Annotated in this window: 16 protein-coding genes and 1 tRNA gene; 14 read left to right on the top strand and 3 right to left on the bottom strand. The window is 72.6% G+C overall.

The window, feature by feature from the left end:
* Positions 1-169: 169 nt before the first annotated feature.
* From ACL02O_RS28470 to topA, 6 genes are all read left to right on the top strand, one after another.
* On the top strand, positions 170-526 hold the full coding sequence (locus tag ACL02O_RS28470) for an STAS domain-containing protein (RefSeq protein WP_089011584.1): 357 nt from the start codon (positions 170-172) through the stop codon (positions 524-526).
* Positions 526-960 (top strand): ATP-binding protein, encoded by a 435-nt coding sequence (locus tag ACL02O_RS28465; protein WP_412821250.1) that lies wholly within the window; start codon positions 526-528, stop codon positions 958-960. Before ACL02O_RS28470 ends, ACL02O_RS28465 begins: the two co-directional genes overlap by 1 nt.
* Before the next feature lie 319 nt (positions 961-1279).
* Positions 1280-3640, top strand: coding sequence for a sodium-translocating pyrophosphatase (locus ACL02O_RS28460; RefSeq protein ID WP_412821249.1), 2361 nt, complete (start codon positions 1280-1282; stop codon positions 3638-3640).
* A 118-nt stretch (positions 3641-3758) separates the two neighbouring features.
* Positions 3759-4298: a hypothetical protein gene (locus tag ACL02O_RS28455; RefSeq protein WP_412821248.1), complete on the top strand. Its 540-nt coding sequence runs from the start codon at positions 3759-3761 to the stop codon at positions 4296-4298.
* Entirely contained in the window at positions 4289-4900 is a 612-nt protein-coding gene (locus ACL02O_RS28450; protein ID WP_412821247.1) for a hypothetical protein, read from the top strand. Before ACL02O_RS28455 ends, ACL02O_RS28450 begins: the two co-directional genes overlap by 10 nt.
* Before the next feature lie 326 nt (positions 4901-5226).
* A complete protein-coding gene (topA, locus tag ACL02O_RS28445) occupies positions 5227-8034 on the top strand; it encodes a type I DNA topoisomerase (RefSeq protein ID WP_412821246.1) in 2808 nt (935 codons plus the stop codon).
* 5 nt (positions 8035-8039) lie between these two features.
* Here topA and ACL02O_RS28440 read toward each other — a convergent pair whose 3' ends face one another.
* Entirely contained in the window at positions 8040-9347 is a 1308-nt protein-coding gene (locus ACL02O_RS28440; RefSeq protein WP_412821245.1) for a D-arabinono-1,4-lactone oxidase, read from the bottom strand.
* 225 nt (positions 9348-9572) lie between these two features.
* Between ACL02O_RS28440 and ACL02O_RS28435 the strand changes: the two genes are divergently transcribed.
* Complete coding sequence (locus ACL02O_RS28435) at positions 9573-10148, top strand: TetR family transcriptional regulator (protein WP_412821253.1); 576 nt, start codon at positions 9573-9575, stop codon at positions 10146-10148.
* A gap of 119 nt (positions 10149-10267) precedes the next feature.
* Here ACL02O_RS28435 and ACL02O_RS28430 read toward each other — a convergent pair whose 3' ends face one another.
* On the bottom strand, positions 10268-11476 hold the full coding sequence (locus ACL02O_RS28430) for an amino acid deaminase/aldolase (protein WP_412821244.1): 1209 nt from the start codon (positions 11474-11476) through the stop codon (positions 10268-10270).
* 272 nt (positions 11477-11748) lie between these two features.
* Between ACL02O_RS28430 and tmk the strand changes: the two genes are divergently transcribed.
* The 6 genes from tmk to ACL02O_RS28400 all read left to right on the top strand — a co-directional run bounded on the left by tmk (position 11749) and on the right by ACL02O_RS28400 (position 17760).
* Positions 11749-13848, top strand: coding sequence for a dTMP kinase (gene tmk, locus ACL02O_RS28425; RefSeq protein WP_412821252.1), 2100 nt, complete (start codon positions 11749-11751; stop codon positions 13846-13848).
* On the top strand, positions 13848-15140 hold the full coding sequence (locus ACL02O_RS28420) for a DNA polymerase III subunit delta' (protein WP_412821243.1): 1293 nt from the start codon (positions 13848-13850) through the stop codon (positions 15138-15140). Before tmk ends, ACL02O_RS28420 begins: the two co-directional genes overlap by 1 nt.
* A gap of 142 nt (positions 15141-15282) precedes the next feature.
* On the top strand, positions 15283-15612 hold the full coding sequence (locus ACL02O_RS28415) for a YbaB/EbfC family nucleoid-associated protein (RefSeq protein WP_412821242.1): 330 nt from the start codon (positions 15283-15285) through the stop codon (positions 15610-15612).
* A 1-nt stretch (position 15613) separates the two neighbouring features.
* Entirely contained in the window at positions 15614-15919 is a 306-nt protein-coding gene (locus tag ACL02O_RS28410) for a hypothetical protein (protein WP_412821241.1), read from the top strand.
* A complete protein-coding gene (locus ACL02O_RS28405) occupies positions 15919-16587 on the top strand; it encodes a hypothetical protein (RefSeq protein WP_412821240.1) in 669 nt (222 codons plus the stop codon). The genes ACL02O_RS28410 and ACL02O_RS28405 overlap by 1 nt, the downstream gene beginning before the upstream one ends.
* Before the next feature lie 312 nt (positions 16588-16899).
* Positions 16900-17760, top strand: coding sequence for a PSP1 domain-containing protein (locus ACL02O_RS28400; RefSeq protein WP_412821239.1), 861 nt, complete (start codon positions 16900-16902; stop codon positions 17758-17760).
* A 303-nt stretch (positions 17761-18063) separates the two neighbouring features.
* On the opposite strand, the gene ACL02O_RS28395 is transcribed toward ACL02O_RS28400, so the two are convergent.
* Complete coding sequence (locus ACL02O_RS28395; RefSeq protein WP_412821251.1) at positions 18064-19767, bottom strand: metallophosphoesterase family protein; 1704 nt, start codon at positions 19765-19767, stop codon at positions 18064-18066.
* A 166-nt stretch (positions 19768-19933) separates the two neighbouring features.
* On the opposite strand from ACL02O_RS28395, the gene ACL02O_RS28390 reads away from it, so the two are divergent.
* Positions 19934-20010: transfer RNA gene (locus ACL02O_RS28390), tRNA-Thr, on the top strand.
* The last annotated feature ends 387 nt before the right edge of the window (positions 20011-20397 follow it).

Below are 20397 nucleotides of genomic sequence, written 5' to 3'. Positions count from 1 at the left end.
TGCTGACGCGCCGAGCTGAAGCTGTCGGAGGTCACGTCCTGCACTCTCGCACTGGTGTTCGGAATTGGGAACCCGGGGGTGTGGGTATGGGGAAGCCTCGGCCGGTGACCCGCAGGGGTCGCGCGTGGGGATGGTTAGATGCCCAGGAGAGCTTACCGAGGAGGGACCGATGGAGCTGTCGCTGGCGACCCGCACCGTGGGGGAGCACACGGTGCTCGAGGTCGGCGGTGAGGTGGACGTCTACACCGCGCCGCGTCTGCGGGAACGGCTCCTCGAACTGATCGACGGCGGTGCCCGCCGCGTTGTGGTCGACCTGGGCCGGGTGGACTTCCTCGACTCGACCGGTCTCGGTGTGCTGGTCGGTGCCCTGAAGCGGCTCCGCTCGGCCGGCGGTTCCTTCGCCCTGGTCTGCGACAAGGAGCCGTTGCTCAAGATTTTCCGGATCACCGCGCTGGACCAGGTCTTCCCGCTGCACCCCACGGTCGACGCGGCGATCAGCGCCGACCCGACCGGTGCCGGCGCCTGATGGCGACCGTCAAGCTTTCCTTCTCTCCGGCGCCGGTGCACGTGCGTACCGCGCGCCTGGTCGGCGTGGCGGTGGCCCGTCGGGCCGGGGTTCGCGAGGACCTGCTCGACGAGGTGCGGCTGGCGATCGGTGAGGCGTGCACCCGGGCGGTGGCGCTGCACCGGCAGTACGGGCTGACCGACCCGGTGTGCGTGGAGATGTCCGACACGGGGGCGTACACGGTGCGGGTGGTGGACCGGGCCCCGATCGAGGCGGGCATCGGGCTCGCCGCGCTGCCCCCGGACGAGTTGGCCAAGGAGTCGCTCAGCGAGGACGCGCTGACCACCGGTGTCGGCTTCGCCCTGCTCGCGGGCTTCGTCGAGGACCTTCAGGTGCGCCCGGTCGAGGAGGGCGTCGGTACCGAGGTTCGGATGGTGTGGCCCGTCCGCCGCTGACCTGACAGGCGTCAACACAGGCCGCGCTTTCCTTCGGGGAGCGCGGCCTGGTCGTGTCGGTCGCTCTATATATCAGATATCTTCGCATAGCACAGCGACGAAGATCATCGAGGCACGGTGGGCCCTCGGTGTGACCCTCAACACGTCAGAGGGCTACAGTACGCGGGTTATCAGCAAGTGGCCTGACCCGCAGCCAGCGGGAACGGGTGTTCATCGCTGGTCCGCCGGGGTGGGTTGGCGCGCGCTTGCGAGTTCGCATCCAGGCGCCGGCCCGTGCGTCTCCACGGCTGGCGCGAGTGTTCGGTACAGGAGGACATAGATGTCCGGGACCTTGGCCGCCGACGGCGGCGCGCTGTCCCTTACCGGAGCCAACATGACGTACGTCGTCATCGCCGCGGTCATCGCGCTGGTGGCGCTCGTCTTCGCCGCCGCCTTGACCAGGGCGGTGCTGGCAGCCGGTACGGGCACCACCAACATGCAGGAGATCTCCGGGGCGGTGCAGGAGGGCGCGTCCGCGTACCTGCTGCGGCAGTTCCGTACCCTGGCGATCTTCGTGGTGATCGCCGTCGTGCTGCTGTTCCTGCTGCCGGTGCACGACACCGACGGCAACCAGACCCTGGTGAAGATCGGCCGGTCGGCGTTCTTCGTCGTGGGCGCGCTGTTCAGCGCGTTCATCGGCGGCGCCGGCATGTGGCTGGCCACCCGCGCCAACCTGCGGGTCGCCGCGGCGGCCCGGGAGCGCGAAGGCGGGCGCGAGGGCGCCATGAAGATCGCCTTCCGGACCGGTGGCGTGGTCGGCTTCCTCACCGTGGGCCTCGGCCTGTTCGGTGCGGCGCTGGTCGTCCTGATCTTCAAGGGCGACGCCCCGACCGTGCTGGAGGGCTTCGGCTTCGGCGCCGCGCTGCTCGCCATGTTCATGCGGGTCGGCGGCGGCATCTTCACCAAGGCCGCCGACGTCGGAGCCGACCTGGTCGGCAAGGTCGAGCAGGGCATCCCCGAGGACGACCCGCGCAACGCCGCCACCATCGCCGACAACGTGGGTGACAACGTCGGCGACTGCGCCGGCATGGCCGCCGACCTCTTCGAGTCGTACGCGGTCACCCTGGTCGCCGCGCTGATCCTGGGCCGCGCCGCGTTCGGCGAGGACGGCCTGGTCTTCCCGCTGATCGTCTCCGGCATCGGTGCGGTCATCGCGATCATCGGCGTCTTCATCACCCGGCTGCGCGCCTCCGACCGCAACGGCCTGTCGGCCATCAACCGGGCCTTCTACATCTCGGCGCTGATCTCCGCGGTGCTGGTGTCGCTCGCCGCGATCCAGTACCTGCCGGCGACCTTCGGCGAGTTCGACAGCGGGCTCACCGACGCGACCGGCAACCCACGGGTGGTGGCGATCGGCGCGGTGCTGATCGGCATCGTGCTGGCCGCCGCGATCCAGGCGCTGACCGGATACTTCACCGAGACCAACCGGCGCCCGGTGCAGGACATCGGCAAGAGTTCGCAGACCGGCCCGGCCACCGTCATCCTCGCCGGCATCAGCGTCGGCCTGGAGTCGGCGGTCTACTCGGCGCTGCTGATCGGCGCCGGCGTCTTCGGCGCGTTCCTGCTGGGCGGCAGCTCCATCACCCTCTCGCTGTTCGCGGTCGCGCTGGCCGGCACCGGCCTGCTGACCACCGTCGGCGTCATCGTCGCGATGGACACCTTCGGCCCGATCTCCGACAACGCCCAGGGCGTCGCGGAGATGTCCGGCGACATCGACGAGCACGGCGCGCGGACGCTGACCGAGCTGGACGCCGTCGGCAACACCACCAAGGCGATCACCAAGGGCATCGCGATCGCGACCGCGGTGCTGGCCGCGACCGCGCTGTTCGGCTCCTACACCGACACGCTGCGCTCCTCGTACCAGGACGCGGGCGTGGGCGACGTCGGCGGCGAGATCCTCAACGCGCTCAACGTGGCCAACCCGCGCAACCTGGTCGGCCTGATCGTCGGCGCGGCGGTGGTCTTCCTCTTCTCCGGCCTGGCCATCAACGCGGTCTCCCGCTCGGCCGGCGCCGTGGTGATGGAGGTACGCCGGCAGTTCCGCGAGCTGCCCGGGATCATGGACCGCACCCAGCGCCCCGAGTACGGCAAGGTCGTCGACATCTGCACCCGGGACGCGCAGCGCGAGCTGATGACCCCCGGCCTGCTGGCGATCATGGCGCCGATCGCGGTCGGCTTCGGCCTCGGCCCCGGCGCGCTGGCGTCGTACCTGGCCGGCGCGATCGGGGCGGGCACCCTGATGGCGGTCTTCCTGGCCAACTCCGGCGGCGCCTGGGACAACGCCAAGAAGCTGGTCGAGGACGGCGCGTTCGGCGGCAAGGGCTCCGACTCGCACGCCGCGACCGTCATCGGCGACACCGTCGGCGACCCGTTCAAGGACACCGCCGGCCCGGCGATCAACCCGCTGATCAAGGTGATGAACCTGGTCTCGCTGCTGATCGCGCCGGCCGTGGTGGCCTGGAGCGTGGGCAACGACAAGAACCCGACCCTGCGGATCGCGATCGCCGTGGTGGCCGCACTGGTCATCGTGGCGGCCGTGGTGTTCAGCAAGCGCAAGGGCGTCGCGATGGCCGACTCCGGCAGCGGCGACGACACCGGCGCGGGCAGCCCCGAGGAGCAGGCCGAACCGGTCAACGCCTGACCGGCGAGATCACGGTTCCCGGCCGGCGCCGCGCCGGCCGGGAACCGTGCCCTCCAGCGGTCCCATGCACGAAACCTGACCGGTGGCAAGTCGACCGGGAGGCCGTACGCTGCTTCGCATGCGTACGCGCGGGGCGGCAACCGCCGGAAAGCTCACGGTGGTCCTGACCACGCTCGTGCTCGTCGTCGCCGGCTGCGGCGGCCCCAGCCCCCGGGCCTGGGCCGCGTCGGTCTGCCAGGCGCTCACCCCCTGGCGCGCCGAGATCAACAAGCTGACCAGCAGCACCCAGCAGCAGATGACCGCGCAGACCACCCCGGCGCAGGCCAAGGAGAACCTGGTCCGGCTCTTCGCCGGCGCCGAGCAGGCCAGCGAGACCGCCCGGCGCAGGATCGAGGAGGCGGGCGTGCCGGAGACCGACCGCGGCGCCGAGATCTCCGCCGGGTTCCGCGCCTCGCTGAGCAAGGTGCGGGACGCGTACGGCCGGGCCCGGGACACCATCGACGGGCTGGACACCGCCCAGGCCGGCCCCTTCTACGACGGGGTGCGGGCCGCGGTGGACACCCTCAACAAGGAGTACGACGCGAGCGCGCTGGACACCAGCCGGCTCAATTCACCCGAGCTCAAAGAGGCCTTCGACGAGGTCCCGGAGTGTCGCTGACGCCCCCTCCCCAGCATCCGGCCCGCCAGCCCTCGCTGTTCTCCACCGAGGCGGCCGACCCGTCGTTGGCGGACCTGGCCGGCCTGCTGGCCGGGCCCGGGGAGGTGGTGCGGATGGGCGGCACGGCCCGGATCTCGGTGGTGGTGGACGCCGCCTGGCGGGTGCACGTGCTGGTGGCCGAGCTGGCCGCCCGGGGAGTCCCGGCGAGCTGGGAGCCGACCGAGGACGGGCGGCACCTGGTCCGCACCGCGTACGCGACCACGCTGGCCCCGCTGGCCCGGGCCTGGCTGCGCGGCGCGGCGAAGCGCCCCCCTGCCGGCTTCCACCTGAACGGGCGGCGGCTGCGGCTCTGGGCCGCCGCCGCCGGGGCGGCCGACCCGGCCGGCTTCCTGCTCCGGCTCGGGGCCGGCGATGAGGACTGCTGGCCGCCGGTACGGGTGGCGTTGGCCACGGTGGGGCTGCCGGGGGCGTTCGTGGAGCCGGCCGAGGGCGGGCCGGCGTACCGCATCGGCGGCCGGCGGCGGCTGGCCCGGCTGGCGGAGCTGGTGGGCGACCGCCCGCCCGCCGCCCCCGCCGCCGACTGGCCGGGCACCGCCGGCTGACCTGGGCGGGGCGCAATCCCAGCGGCTGTCCGATCTCGGACACCCCGGGCGGTGGTTTCCGGAGGAAAACGGACCGGGGGCGCTGGGCCGTGGGTGTGTGATCGTCACAGTGACCCGCTGGCTGCCCTACCCACGGTGTACGGTGGCGCCGTCCGGCGGGTGTCGCCCCGCGAGCCGGCCGGTGGTCGCCGAAACTGATCGTTTGCCGCCCACGAAACCCGGAACGCGGGCGGCGCGTTACGTTGGACATCCGGACCGCTGGTGGCCCGGCTGGTGCAACACGGCCCGAAGCGGGCATTGGCGTAGGAGTGAGGTCGGAGAGAGACGTGCCGAGCAACGCTGGAACCACCCGTCTGGTCATCGTCGAGTCACCGGCGAAGGCCAAGACGATCTCGGGCTACCTCGGCCCGGGGTACGTCGTGGAGGCCAGCTTCGGCCACGTCCGGGATCTGCCCCGCAATGCGGCCGACGTGCCGGCCAGGTACAAGGGCGAGTCGTGGGCGCGGCTCGGGGTGGACGTCGACAACGGCTTCCACGCCCTCTACGTGGTCTCCGCGGACCGTAAGCAGCAGATCAGCAAGCTGACCAAGCTGGCCAAGGAGGTCGACGAGATCTTCCTGGCGACGGACGAGGACCGCGAGGGCGAGGCGATCGCCTGGCACCTGGTGGAGACGCTCAAGCCGAAGGTGCCGGTCAGGCGGATGGTCTTCCACGAGATCACCAAGCCGGCCATCCAGGCGGCGGTGGCCAACCCGCGCGAGATCGACCGGGACCTGGTCGACGCGCAGGAGGCCCGGCGTATCCTCGACCGGCTGTACGGCTACGAGGTCTCCCCGGTGCTGTGGAAGAAGGTCATGCCGAAGCTCTCGGCGGGCCGGGTGCAGTCCGTGGCGACCCGGATCGTGGTCGAGCGGGAGCGGCAGCGGATGGCCTTCCGCACCGCCGAGTACTGGGACATCCTGGCCACCCTGGGGGTGGCGAAGCCCGGCGAGGGGCCGCGCAGCTTCAACGCCACCCTGATCGCGCTGAACGGCGACCGGATCGCCACCGGCAAGGACTTCGAGCCGACCACCGGTCGGGTGAAGGCCGGCGCGGGCGTGGTCCACCTGGACGAGAGCGGGGCCCGCGGGCTCGCCGCCCGCCTGGAGGGGCGGCCGTTCACCGTCACCCGGGTCGAGGAGAAGCCCTACCGGCGCCGCCCGTACGCGCCGTTCATCACCTCCACCCTGCAGCAGGAGGCGGCCCGCAAGCTGCGGTTCTCGTCCCAGCAGACGATGCGCACCGCGCAGCGGCTGTACGAGAACGGATACATCACCTACATGCGTACCGACTCGGTGAACCTGTCGGAGACCGCCATCGCGGCGGCCCGCCGGCAGATCGTCGAGCTGTACGGCGAGCGCAGCGTGCCGCCGGAGCCGCGCCGCTACACCGGCAAGGTGAAGAACGCGCAGGAGGCGCACGAGGCGATCCGCCCGGCGGGGGACAACTTCCGCACCCCGGGTGAGGTGGCCAAGGAGCTGTCCGCCGAGGAGTTCAAGCTCTACGAGCTGATCTGGCGGCGCACCATCGCCTCGCAGATGACCGACGCGGTCGGCTCCAGCGTCTCGGTGCGCATCCGGGCGCTCTCCTCCGCCCAGGAGGAGGCCGACTTCGGCGCCACCGGCAAGACCATCACCGACCCGGGCTTCCTGCGCGCGTACGTCGAGTCGAGCGACGACGAGAACGCCGAGGCGGAGGACGCCGAGCGGCGGCTGCCCACCCTGGTCAAGGACCAGCCGCTGACCGCCGAGGAACTGGCCGCGCAGGGCCACCACACCCAGCCGCCCGCCCGCTACACCGAGGCGTCGCTGGTCAAGGCCCTCGAAGAGTTGGGCATCGGCCGCCCGTCGACGTACGCGTCGATCATGCAGACCATCCAGGACCGCGGTTACGTGTCCAAGCGCGGCCAGGCGATGATCCCGTCGTTCCTGGCGTTCGCGGTGATCGGGCTGATGGAGCGGCACTACCCGCGCCTGATCGACTACGACTTCACCGCCAGCATGGAGAACGAGCTGGACGAGATCGCCGGCGGGGACCACGCCGCGGTCGACTTCCTCACCTCGTTCTACTTCGGCAGCGCCAACGGCACCGGCGACCAGGCGATCGCCCATGCCGGCGGCCTGAAGAAGCTGGTCACCGAGAACCTCAGCGACATCGACGCGCGCAGCGTCAACTCGATCCCGCTCTTCACCGATGAGGAGGGGCGCGAGGTCGTGGTCCGGGTCGGCCGGTACGGGCCGTACCTGCAACGGGCGCTGCCGGGCGAGCAGCCCGCGCCCGCCGGTGAGGGCGAGGAGGGCGGCGGCCAGGGCGACCGGGCGCCGGTCCCCGAGGGCCTCGCACCCGACGAGCTGACCCCGGAGAAGGTGCACGAGCTGTTCCTCGGCGGCGGGGGCGAGCGCAAGCTCGGCGACGACCCGGCGACCGGCGAGCCGATCGTGCTCAAGTCCGGCCGGTTCGGCCCGTACGTGGCCAGTGGCGAGCGCAAGTCCTCCCTGCTGCGGTCGCAGTCGCCGGACACCCTCACCTTCGACCAGGCGCTCCAGCTGCTCAGCCTGCCTCGGCTGATCGGCACCGGCCCCGACGGCAACGAGGTCTTCGCCAACAACGGCCGCTACGGGCCGTACGTCAAGCGCGGTGACGAGTTCCGCTCGCTGGACTCGGAAGACAAGATGTTCAGCGTCACGCTGGACGAGGCGCTCGCGCTGCTGGCCGCCCCGAAGACCCGCCAGCGCCGTGCCGCCGCGCCGCCGCTGCGGGAGATGGGCGCCGATCCGCTCACCGAGAAGCCGCTGGTGATCAAGGATGGGCGGTTCGGCCCGTACGTCACCGACGGCGAGACGAACGCGTCGCTGCGGCGCGGGCAGACCTCGGAGGCGCTGACCCTGGAGGAGGCCTCCGAGATGCTCGCCGAGAAGCGGGCGAAGGGGCCGGCGCCGAAGAAGAAGGCGGCGAAGAAGGCCGCCCCGGCCAAGAAGACGGCCGCCGCCAAGTCCACGACCGCCAGGAAGACGACGACCGCGAAGGCCACAACGGCGAAAAAGGCCCCCGCCAAGAAGGCGGCCCCGAGCAAGGCCAACACCTCAAAGGAGTAGCGGGGTCAGGCGCCGAGCACCCGGTCGAGGTAGGGGTTGGCGAAGGCCCGGTGCGGGTCGAGGCGGTCGCGGACCGCCAGGAAGTCGCCGAACTTCGGGTACGCGGGCGCGAGCGAGGCCGCGTCCCGGTAGTGCAGCTTGCCCCAGTGCGGCCGGCCGCCCAGGTCCGCCGCCACCTCCTCGAAGGCCCGGAAGTACGGCTCGTAGGGGGCGCCGACGTACTGGTGGATGGCGATGTACGCGGAGTCCCGGCCGTACCCGTGGGAGAGCCAGATGTCGTCGGCGGCGGTGAACCGCACCTCGACCGGGAACTGCACCTTGAACGGCAGGCCGTCGACGATCCGGCGCAGCTCGTCGAGGGCGGTGGGCAGGGCGGCGCGGGGGAGGCCGTACTCCATCTCCACGAAGCGGACCCGGCGCGGGGTGCAGAACACCCGGTCGGAGCGGCCGGTGTAGGTGCGTTCGGTGAGCGCCCGGGCGGAGACGGCGCTGATCCCCGGGACGAGCGCGGGCACGGCGCGGCCGAGCCGGCAGGCCCCCGCGAAGACCGTGTTGGCCAGGAAGTCGTCGTCCAGCCAGCCGCGCCAGCCGGGCAGCGGCCGGTCGTCGTCGGGTACCCGGTCGTTGGTCTTGACCTGGACCCGCGCGGTGTACGGGAACCAGTAGAACTCGACGTGGTCGTGCTGCTCGACCAGCCCGGGCAGGTCGCCGAGCACCTCGGCGAGGGCGGCCGGGCGCTCGTGCGCGCGGAGCACGAAGGCGTCGACGCAGCGCAGGGTCAGCTCGACCAGCACCCCGACCGCGCCGAGCCCGACCCGGGCGGCCGCGAACACGTCCCGGTGCTCGTCGGCGGAGCAGCGCAGCACCTCGCCGGTGCCGGTCACCAGGGTCAGCCCCACCACGAAGGTGGACAGGCAGCCGAGCTTCCCGCCGGTTCCGTGGGTGCCGGTGGAGAGCGCGCCGGCCACCGTCTGCGCGTCGATGTCGCCCAGGTTGGGTAGGGCCAGTCCGTGCGTGGCGAGCAGTTCGTTGAGGGCGTGCAGGGTCATCCCGGCCGGTACGGTGACCAGTCGGCGGGCGGTGTCGACCTGGACGTCGGTGTCCAGATCGGTCAGGTCGATCCGGTGCCCGTCGGTGAGGGCCGCGCCGGTGAACGAGTGCCCGCTGCCCGCCGCCCGGGTCGTCTGACCGGCGTCGGTGGCGGCGCGGACCGCCGCGGCGACCTCCTCAATGGTCCGGGGCCGGACCACGAGCGCGGCGGTGCTGCGCTGATTACCGGCCCAGTTGGACCAGACTGCTGGCGTACCGGACATGCACGCTCCTCGACATGAATATGAACTGCCTTCATATCAGGAACGTTGTGCCTGGTAAATACCGCAATCGGTGTCCGCTCGTTGTACCGGTAGTCACGGTCCCGTGACGTGCAGATATGTTCATCCGTCGAAGGGGGGTGGCGCCGAGTGTCCACACCAGCCGCCACGACCGGGCCGCTGCGTCGGGTACCGGTGCAGGGTCGAAGTGTCGCGCGGGTCCAGCGAATGCTGGACGCCTGCGCCGAGCTCGTCGACGAGGTGGGGTACGAGGGGCTGACCACGACTCTGCTCGCCGAGCGCGCCGAGGTGGCGATCGGGTCGGTCTACCAGTTCTTTCCGGACAAGCGGGCGATCGTGCAGGCGTTGACCCTGCGCACGATGGAGTCCTACCTCCAGCGGCTCGACGAGCGGTTCGCCTCCGACGACCTGACCCACTGGTGGGACGGCGTCGACGCGGCGATCGACGAGTACATCTCGATGCACCGCACCGTCCCGGGATTCCGTACCCTGCACTTCGGCGACGTGGTCGACCTGCACCTGCTCGATGAGCAGCGGGACAACAACGGCGTGATCGCCGACCAGTTGGCCCGGGTGCTCACCGAGCGTTTCGGGCTGGCCGGCGTACCCGACCTCAGGTTCCATCTGGAGATCGCCGTGGAGGCGGCGGACGCCCTGATCAAGCTGGCGTTCCGGCGCAAGCCGGAGGGCGACGGCCGGGTGCTGGTGGAGGCGAAGGCGCTGATCCGGGAGTACCTGCACCGGCAGGTCGACGACCGGATTGAGGCCGCCCGGCCGGGCTGAGCGGTGGCGTCGCCAGCCTGGTGCGGGCGGCGACGGGCAAGGTGCGACGCCCGGGGGCGACCGGGCAGGACGACGAGCGGCGGGTTCCCGAGGTGCGCCGGGGCCCCGCCGTCACCATGTCAGAGGAACGCGTGGCCCTCGCCGCGGTAGGTCGGCACGGTCGCGACCACCGCGTCCCCGTCGACCAGGTGCACCTCGTTGACGCGCTCGCACAGCTCGCCGGCCTTGGCGTGCCGGAACCAGACCCGGTCGCCGACCCGCAGGGCGGTCGCCGCCGCGCCGGCGAGCGGGGTCTGCACCTCGCCCGCGCCCTCGGCCCCGAGCAGCTTCAGGCCCGCCGGTAGCCACGGCCGGGGGAGCCGGCTGTCGGCCGCCGGGCCGGAGGCGATCCAGCCGCCACCCAGCACGGTGGCCAGCCCGGGTGCCGGCCGGCGCACCACCGCGCAGGCGAAGAACGCCGCGGGGGCGGGGCGCCAGGCACGGTAAGCGTCGAAGAGCGTCGGCCCGTACAGGCCCGACCCCGCGGTGACCTCGGTGACCGCGGGATCGGCGCTGGTGGCGGCCACGCTGCCGGTGCCGCCGCCGTTGACGAACTCCAGGTCGGCGTGCTCGCGTACCGCGGCGACCGCCGCCGCGCGCCGGGCCAGCAGTTCCCGGTACGACCCGCGCTGGGCGACCCGGATCGCGGTGCCGAGCACGGCCTGGCCGGGCGGGGCGTCGCCGAGCCCGGCGATCTGCGCCTCGTACGACATCAGGCCGACCAGCCGGAAGCCCGGCCGGGCGGAGACGGCGGCGGCGAACGCGCCGGCCGCCCGGGCGCTGTGCACCGGGGAGCGGCGGACGCCCACGTGCACCCGGCCGCCCATCGGCCGCCAGGAGGCGTCCAGGTCGAGGCAGAGCCGCAGCGGCGGCCGCCGGCCGGGCGGGCACACCTCGTCGACCAGGTCGAGCTGGGCGGTGTCGTCGACCATCAGCGTCACCCTGCCGGCGAGCGCCGGGTCGGCGGTCAGCTCGGCGAGCGCGTTCCGGTCGGCGGTCGGGTACGCGACCAGCACGTCGTCGCTGACATTGGAGCGGGCCAGCCAGACCGCCTCGGGGAGGGTGAACGCCATCACCCCCTGCCAGCCGGGGCGGCCGAGCACCCGGGTCAGCAGTTCGCGTACCCGGACGGACTTGCTGGCGACCCGGACCGGCTTGCCGGCGGCCCGGTCGACCAGCGCGGCCGTGTTGGCGTCGAAGGCGGAGAGATCGACCACGGCGTACGGCGGGTCGAGGTGTGCGGTCGCCCGTTCGAGGCGATCGCGAAGTTTGTCACTGTCGGTGGCCACGTTTGCACGCTAACTGTCTGGGCGTCAATGCGAAATACCCTCGCGTCTGTCCGGGCTGCGGGCGGTGGCGCCGTCGGCCTAGGCTCAGCGAGCAGGCGAATGTCGCGGAGGGGGACGCTTCTCGCCGGGACTAGAGTGTTCCACCGGAGAGGCCCAGTGCTGGGCCGGCACGTGGAGGTACGACCATCGAAAGCCAGAAGAACGGCGAGTCGTCCGGCGTGTCGTCGTCCGGGGCCCAGACCGACCGGTCCGGAGCCGCCGCCATCCGCGCGGTGCTGCGCATCCGACCGTTCCGCCGGCTCTGGATCGTGCTCGGCGCGGCCTCCTTCGGCGACTGGCTCGGCCTGCTCGCCACCTCCGTCTTCGCCGCCGCCCAGGTCTCCGGCAGCACCGCCAAGGGTGCCGCCTTCGGCAGCCTGATCGCGGTCCGGCTGCTGCCCGCGCTGATCCTCGGCCCGGTGGCCGGCGTCTTCGCCGACCGGTTCGACCGGCGCTGGACGATGGTCATCTGCGACCTCCTGCGATTCCTGCTCTTCGCCTCCATCCCGCTGCTCGCGCTCACCGGCGCCAGCGGCGGCGTCGTGGTCAGCTGGGCGGCGATCGCCACCTTCCTGATCGAGACGATCACCCTGCTCTGGATCCCGGCCAAGGAGGCCGCGGTCCCCAACCTGATCCCGCGCGCCCGGCTGGAGACGGCCAACCAGCTCACCCTCATCACCACGTACGGCCTCACCCCGGTGCTCGCCGCGATCAGCCTCTCCGTGCTGGACCGCAGCGTGCGCGGGCTGACCGGCGGGGTGATCCCCAACTGGGCCGAGCCGGCCCAGCTGGCGCTCTGGTTCAACGCGTTCTCCCGGCTCGCCACCGCGCTCGTGGTGGCCTTCGGGATCAAGGAGATCAGCCAGGCCCAGACCGGCGAGCGTGAGCGCACCGAGCAGAGCATGATGCGCCAGTTCACCGAGGGCTGGACCTTCATCCGGCAGACGCCGCTGGTCCGCGGGCTGGTGCTCGGCATCTTCGGGGCGTTCGCCGGCGGCGGCATCGTCATCGGCACGGCCAAGTTCTTCGCCGCCTCGCTGGGGGCCGGCGACGCCGCGTTCTACCTGCTCTTCGGTGCGATCTTCATCGGGTTGGCGATCGGCATCGGGGCCGGCCCGCTGATCGTCCGGGACATGTCCCGCCGCCGCTGGTTCGGCATGAGCATCGTGCTGGCCAGCGCCTCGGTGCTGGTGCTGGCGTTCGCCATCCACCTCTCCATGGCGATGGTCGGCGCGATCCTGGTCGGCGCCGGCGCCGGCATGGCCTTCCTGGCCGGCACCACCCTGCTCGGCGGGGAGGTCGCCGACGAGGTACGCGGCCGGGTCTTCGCGGTGGTGCAGATCGGCACCCGGCTGGTGCTGATCCTGGCCATCGCGCTGAGCAGCCTCCTGGTCGGCGTCGGCGGCTCCCGCAAGCTGACCATCGCCGACCTCGGCATCTCGGTCTCCTCGACCCGCCTGCTGCTGCTCGCCGCCGGTGCGGCCGGCATCTTCGCCGGGATCAGCGCGTTCGGCCAGATGGACGACAAGAAGGGCGTGCCGGTCCTGGCCGACCTCTGGGGCTCGATCCGCGGGCGCCCGCTGATGCCGGCCGAGCACTTCGTCTCCAGCGGCCTCTTCGTGGTCTTCGAGGGCGGCGAGGGAGCCGGCAAGTCCACCCAGCTCACCGCGCTCGCCGAGCGGCTGCGGGAGCAGGGGCGGGACGTGGTGGTGACCCGGGAACCGGGTGCCACGGCGGTCGGCGAGCGGGTCCGTTCGCTGGTGCTGGAGACGGCCGGCGGGGACGCCCCCTCGCCACGCGCCGAGGCCCTGCTCTACGCCGCCGACCGGGCGCACCACGTCGCCACCGTGGTCCGGCCGGCGCTGGTCCGGGGCGCGGTGGTGATCAGCGACCGGTACGTCGACTCGTCCCTGGCCTACCAGGGGGCCGGCCGTACGCTGCCGGTGCAGGAGGTCTCCTGGCTCTCGTCGTGGGCCACCGGCGGGCTCAAGCCCGACCTGGTGGTGCTCCTCGACGTGGACCCGCACACCGGGCTGTCCCGCGTCGAGTCCCGCAACCAGGGCACCGACCGGCTGGAGGCCGAGTCGATCGCGTTCCACGAGCGGGTCCGGTACGCCTTCCTCGACCTGGCCGCCGCCGACCCCAAGCGCTACCTCGTGCTCGACGCCGCCCGCCCGGCCGAGGAGATCGCCAAGGCGGTCGGCCGGCGGGTGGACGAACTCCTCGTCGACCCGGCCGGCATCGTGCACCCCCGCCCGGCCCAGGGCCCGGACACCTCGGTCCAGCCGGAGTTATCCGACTCGGAGCTGGTGACCACGGAGCATCCCACCTGATGGCGGACGTCTTCGCCGACCTGGTCGGGCAGGACGAGGCGGTGGCTACGCTGCGCCGCGCCGCCACCTCGGCGGCCGCCCTGCTGCGTGCCGCCGCCGCACCCGCACGCCCGGACGACCCGTACGACGACCTCGACGCGCTCGCCGAGGAGTTCGACGAGCCCGCTCTGTCGGGTGCCGAGCCCGACGTCGCCGGCGGCGACCCCGGGGCCGGGATGACCCACGCCTGGATCTTCACCGGGCCGCCCGGTTCCGGCCGTTCGGTCGCCGCCCGGGCCTTCGCCGCCGCGTTGCAGTGCGTGCACGGCACCGGCTGCGGCACCTGCCCCGGCTGCCACACCACGATGACCGGCACCCACGCCGACGTCCGGCTGGTGGTGCCCGAAGGGCTCTCCATCGGCGTCAACGAGATGCGCGCCCTGGTGCTCCGGGCGGCCAGCACGCCGTCGGGCGGGCGGTGGCAGATCGTCATCATCGAGGACGCCGACCGGCTCACCGAGGCGGCCGGCAACGCGCTGCTCAAGGCGATCGAGGAGCCGCCGCCGCGTACCGTCTTCCTGCTCTGCGCGCCATCCACCCACCCGGAGGACGTTTCGGTGACCATCCGGTCGCGCTGCCGGGTCGTACCGCTGCGGCAGCCGCCAGCCGGCGCGGTGGCCGAGGTGCTGGTCCGCCGGGACGGCGTCGCGCCCGACGTGGCCGGCTGGGCCGCGGCGGCCGCGCAGGGGCACGTGGGCCGGGCCCGGCGGCTGGCCCGGGATCCGGAGGCCCGGCAGCGCCGGGATGCGGTGCTCGCCGTGCCGCGCCGGCTGACCGGGGTGGGTGCCGCGTTCGACGCCGCGTCCGCGCTGATCGAGGCGGCCGAGGCGGAGGCCGCCGCGTCGGTCGCCGAGATCGACGAGGCGGAGCGGACCGCGTTGCAGACCGCGCTCGGCGCGGGCGGCACGGGCCGGGGCGCGGCGGGTGCCATGCGCGGTGCCGCCGGCCAGCTCAAGGACCTGGAGAAGCGGCAGAAGTCGCGGGCCACCCGGGCCCAGCGGGACGCGCTCGACCGGGCGCTCGTCGATCTCGCCGGTTTCTACCGGGACGCGCTGACCATGGCGTTGCGGGCGCCGGTCGCCGCGGTGCACACCGACACCGCGGCGCTGGCCGAGGCCGGCGCGCAGAAGTGGGACGCCGAAGGGGCGCTGCGCCGGCTGGAGGCCGTGCTGGAGTGCCGGGCGGCGATCGAGGCGAACGTCAAGCCGCGGATCGCGGTGGAGGCGATGATGCTCGCCCTCTGGCGGGGTTGATCCGCCCACCGGGCGATGCCGACCACCGCGTTCCCACGCTGTCCACAGGTCATCGACAGGTGTTGTTGAGTGCGGTACGGTCCGGTGTGCCGTGGTGACGGCGGCGGCACGCTCAGTGATGGTCAGCGGGAGGAGTCCGCCGATGCCGCACGGGGAGATCGACGAGGCCTGGATCGAGGAGGCGGTGCGGCGCTACCGGCGCATCGAGACCCTGCAGGCCGAGTTCGACCAGGCGGTGGCGACGGTCGAGGTCACCGTCCGCTCACCGGACGGGCTGGTCGAGGTGGTGGTGACGGCCGGTGGCCGGATCACCGACGTGCGCTTCCTCGGTCCGCTGCACCAGCGCAGCCCGCGGGACGTGGCCGGTTCGGTGCAGGCCGCGGTCACCGCCGCCGCCGACGCCGCCCGGTGGGCCCGGGAGAAGCTGCACAACGAGACCTTCGCGGCGTACCGGCCGCTGGCGGGGGCCTGACATGGAGACGCTGCGCACCCTGGCCGACCGGCTCGACGAGGCCAGCCTCGCCCTCGCCACGCTGTCCCGCACGGTGACCGCCACCGACCCGGCCCACCCCGCCTTCGGCGCCCACGCCACCGGCCGGCCGGGGGAGGTCGGCCGGGCGCTGCACCGGCAGTGGACCACCGCCACCGGCGACCGGGCCCGCGAGGCCGGCGCCGCCGCGGCCCGGCTGGCCGCCGCCGCGACCGCCCTGCGCAGCGCCGCCGGCCGGTACGCGGCGACCGACGAGTCCGCCGGGCAGCGGCTCCGCCGGGAGACCTGATGGACGCCCTGGACCGCCTCGCCGAACCGGGTCTCGACCTGCTCGCCCGGGTCGACACGCTGCTCGCCGCCGGCGCGCCCGAGGGGCACCGGCTCTGGCCGCTGCTGCGCCGCATGCAGGTGCTTCCCGGGGCGGCGGTGCGCGAGTTCCTCGAGCTGCACCCGGCGCCGCTGGCCGGCGCCGGCCACGCGGTGCGCCGGCTCATCGGAGGGTACGACGACACCTGCGCGATGCTCGCCGACCCGGTCGCCTGGTCCGGGTCGGCCGCTGCCGCGTACGACGAGGCCCGCGGCGCGCTGCTCCGGCACCTCGACGAGGGGCCGGAGAGCCTGGTCGGGCGGCTGGAGTCGACGGCCGGCTACGCCGACGCGCTGGCCCACTGGGTGGAGGGCAGCCGGCTGACCCTGGCCCGAACGCTGGCCGACGTGCTGCGCTCCGCCGAGGCGGTCACCGTCTACGCCGCCACCAGGCCCGGGACCGACGGCGGGCCGGCCGGGGCGCTCGCGGCGGCCGAGATCGCGATGCGAACGCTGGGGGTGCTCGGGGTGGCGTACGACGGGGCGGAGACGCTGCTGCGGCAGTGGGCGCCGAGCCTGGCGGAGACGACCTGGCGGGACCGCCCGGCCAGCGGCGCCCCGATCGGCGGGACCACCCGGATCGGGCACTGACCCGGGCAGACCCGTACGTGGTGGCCGGGCACGAAACGGGCCACGGCGCCGCGCCGAACCGGCCGTGGCCGGGCTCCGGCGGCGACGCCGTGGCCTTCCCCTGCACCCCCCGCAGGTCTGTCTTCACTCAACGCGGTCCGCCGCCGTTTGTCCTGCGGCTCGCTCAGGTTTCAACCTTCCGGGCGAGGATCAACGGCACGACCGGGCCGGGCTCGGTTCGGTCGAGTCGACAGCTGTGGATCGCTGCGCCGAGTGACCGGGCGACGACGGCCGGCCGGGCCGGGGCCCGCCCGAGGTCGTAGGGTGAAGGGCATGGGCATGCTCTGTGCGGTCAGTTTCAACCGGTACGGGCGCCTCTACTACCTCGACCCGGGCGAGCTGCGCCCGCAGGTGGGCGACAAGGTGCTGGTGCCCACCGACGAGGGTCCCGAGGTGGCCGAGTGCGTCTGGGCCGCGCAGTGGGTCAGCGAGGACACCGCCGGTTTCCCCAGGCTGGCCGGGCTGGCCGAGGAGGAGGACCTGCGCCGCGACGACCTGCTGCGCCGGCGCAAGGCGGACGCCAAGGTCGCCGCCAAGCGGCTGATCCGCGAGCACGGGCTGCCGATGAAGGTGGTGGCCGTCGACCATGTCCTCGCCACGCCGGAGACCGGCAGTGACCGCACCACCATCTACTTCACCGCGCCGCACCGGGTCGACTTCCGCTCCCTGGTCCGCGACCTCGGGGCGACGCTGCACTGCCGGGTCGAGCTGCGGCAGCTCTCCGCCCGCGACTCGGCGCGGGTGCAGGGCGGCATCGGCTCCTGCGGCCGGGACCTGTGCTGCGCCACCTTCCTCAACGACTTCGAACCGGTGACCATCCGGATGGCGAAGGACCAGGACCTGCCGCTCAACCCACTGCGCATCTCCGGGGCCTGTGGCCGGCTGATGTGCTGCCTGAAGTACGAGCATCCTCTGTACGCCAGGTTCCAGGAGTCCGCCCCGGCGATCGGCACCCGCGTCACCACGCCGGAAGGGGAGGGCCGCGTGGTCGGCCACAGCGTCCCGAGAGACGCGGTGACCGTCCGCCTGGACGCCGACGGCTCGCGCTCCATGTGCTCCCGCGCCGACGTCTGCGGCTCCCGCCGCGCCTACGAAAGCCGCGACCAGTCAGGTCCGGAAGGTGCCGCGCGATAATCGACGTGCCTCGTCGCTCACGGCGGTGATCCCGCCCCAGATAACCGAGCAGCCGGGCGGGACAGCATTTGTCTCACGTTCCGCCTGGACGCCGACGGCTCCCGCTGCTCGTGCAGCCGCGCCTCCGTCTGCGCCCCCCGCCAGCCCCAACCCCCCTCCCCGGACCCACCCACCCACCCACCCACCCACCCATCCACCCGCCCATCCACCCACCCACCCACTCACCCACCCGTGTTGATCAAGAAGTTTGCGTCGGGAATCCGCGCCCCAGCGACGCAAACTCCTTGATCAACAGCCCGCTGGTCAGCGCAGGACGATCGGGGGTTCCGCCAGGCGGGGGGTTAGCGGGGACCTGGGGGTCAGCCAGGAGGCGGTGGGGGACTGGTCGGGGTTCAGCTGCCATTCGTGGCAGGCCCGGTCCACGGCGATCGGGTAGATGGTCAACGTGCCGTCAGGGTCGATGCGGAAGCGGAGGAACGCCTTCGAGTCCTCGATGGCCTGGGCGGCGAAGAGCTCGTTGAGGTTCACCCCGAATGATCCCGCCACCAGCAGGTAGAGCGCGACGAGCTGGCTGGCGACCAGGCCGCTCACCGGGCCGTACAGCACCGCCGCGGCGGCCACCGGCAGCGGCCAGGGCCAGTCGTAGAAGGGCAGTTGCAGCCAGAGCCAGGTGCCGGCGGCGGCCAGTGCCACCTGGGTCAGGCCGTGCGAGATGCCGAGAATCCAGTGCCGGACGTGCCGTTTCCCGTCGGCGCTGGGCGGCTTGGCGAAGAACGCCGCGCCTAGCATGGTCACCACCAGCATGATCACCAACGGGACGCTGAACAGCCGCTGCTCGGTGGTGCCCAGGTGGTTCGCCGACACCCCGGCCATGGCCAGCATCAGCAGCGTGTGCAGGGTGCCCAGCAGGGTCGTGAAGCCGGGGTTGCGGAAGGGCAGCCGGGCGAAGATTCCCCAGCCGTAGCGGCGCGAGCGCGCCTTGTCCGGGTAGCGGGCCGCCAGTTCGTACTCCCGGGTGCGGCTGGCGCGACGGGCGAGCGTGTCCCGTGGCGGCACCTCCAGCCGCTCCGGCAGCTCGTGCGTGGGATAGAGGTAGGCGCCGCCGCCCCCACAGGTGATCAACTGCCGTTCCGGGCCGGCGTAGCGGGCGTAGTGGTGCAGGTCGCCGGAGATCAGCAGCCGCACCTGGGCCCCGGTGGGGGCGATGATGGTCCGGATGAAGTAGTCGATCGAGTCGTACGCGGTGGGGTGGTCGACGGCCTTGACCCAGGTGGGCGCCGGCACCGCCAGGATCACCCGGGAGCGCGGGGTGAGCTTCCCGGCCACCTCGTCGAAGTAGGTCAACTGCGGGTCGTCCAGATACGACCCGGACTGGTCGTCGAGGCCGAGCAGCCACCAGTCCGCGGGCAGCTCCACCGCGAAGTACGAGCGGGACTGGCCGGTGCCCCAGCCGGCGAAGTGCCGGTCCCGGGAGCGGACGAACAGGCGCAGGAAGGCGGTCAGGCCGTCGTACCAGTCGTGGTTGCCGGGGACCGCGAACAGGGTCGGGCGCTCCGGCGGGGACACCGGCAGCGCGGCCTGGTAAGGCCCCTTGCACCGGTCCTCGTACGCGTCGTAGGACGCCGACGGGTAGACCTCGTCGCCCCCCATCACCAGCGTCTGCCCCCGGGGCAGCCGGTGCCCGTCCACCTCCAGCTCCGGCCGGGCGAGCAGGTACGCCACCGAGTACGTGGCGTCGAAGCCGTCACCCAGATCGGCCACGTAGTCCAGCCACAGCCCGCCGTCCGGCCCGACCTGCCGGAACGTGTCGTCGTCGAAGGCGTTCTGCAACTCCCGCTTGTCCAGGTACGCCCCGAACAGCATCGCCAGCAACGTACGCAGACCGGTCTGGATGAGCAGCAGCGGCGCGAGCCAGGGGACCGGCTTTCGTGGGGTGAACCCCAGCTCCAGCGGATCGAGGCTGCGCGGCCGGCGGGTGGCCCGCTCGCCGGGGTGCGCCTCGGGCATCGACTGCGGTCCTGGAACCTGGTCGTCGCTCACCCGCCGCAGAGTAGTCGTCCCCGAACGCGAGCGCCCTCCCCGGAACGTACCGGACCTGCCTCGATGTCCGGTTCGGTGGTGGGGGGATCCCGTTCGGCTTCCGCCGGGCGGTGCCGTACACTTGACGATCGTTGCCGCCTTAGCTCAGTCGGCTAGAGCGACGCACTCGTAATGCGTAGGTCGACGGTTCGATTCCGTCAGGCGGCTCCATAGAAAGGCCCGGGTCACCGGCTTGATCGCCGATCATGACCTGGGCCTTTTGCTTGCCCTTGAGAGCCGGTCGGCTCCGGCCTGGCAGACAGGGCTTGGGGCACCATCGCGACCGGGTCGCAGACGGCGCCGTTCATGTGACGTTCGCCAACGGTTACGGAGGACTCCCGGTGTATGGGTTGTCCGCCTGCTCAAGTCCTCGTCGATCAGCGGAACCTTGCAGCCCTGCCGTGTGGTGAGGGCACCTTGCCTGGCCGGGGCTGGACGGGGCGTATCGGTGTAGGTGGAAGCGGGGGCTTGAGACAACCTTTCGCGGCACCGGCACGTGGAATGAGTGTGACAGTCCAATCTAAGCCACGGCCGACGGCGGATGCGTCGTACGTTGTC

The organism is Micromonospora mangrovicola (genome assembly GCF_047200535.1).
In the GTDB taxonomy this organism is placed as follows: Bacteria; Actinomycetota; Actinomycetes; order Mycobacteriales; family Micromonosporaceae; genus Micromonospora.
Note: the sequence above shows the minus strand (reverse complement) of the source record. Positions and strands in the feature narration are given on the sequence as shown.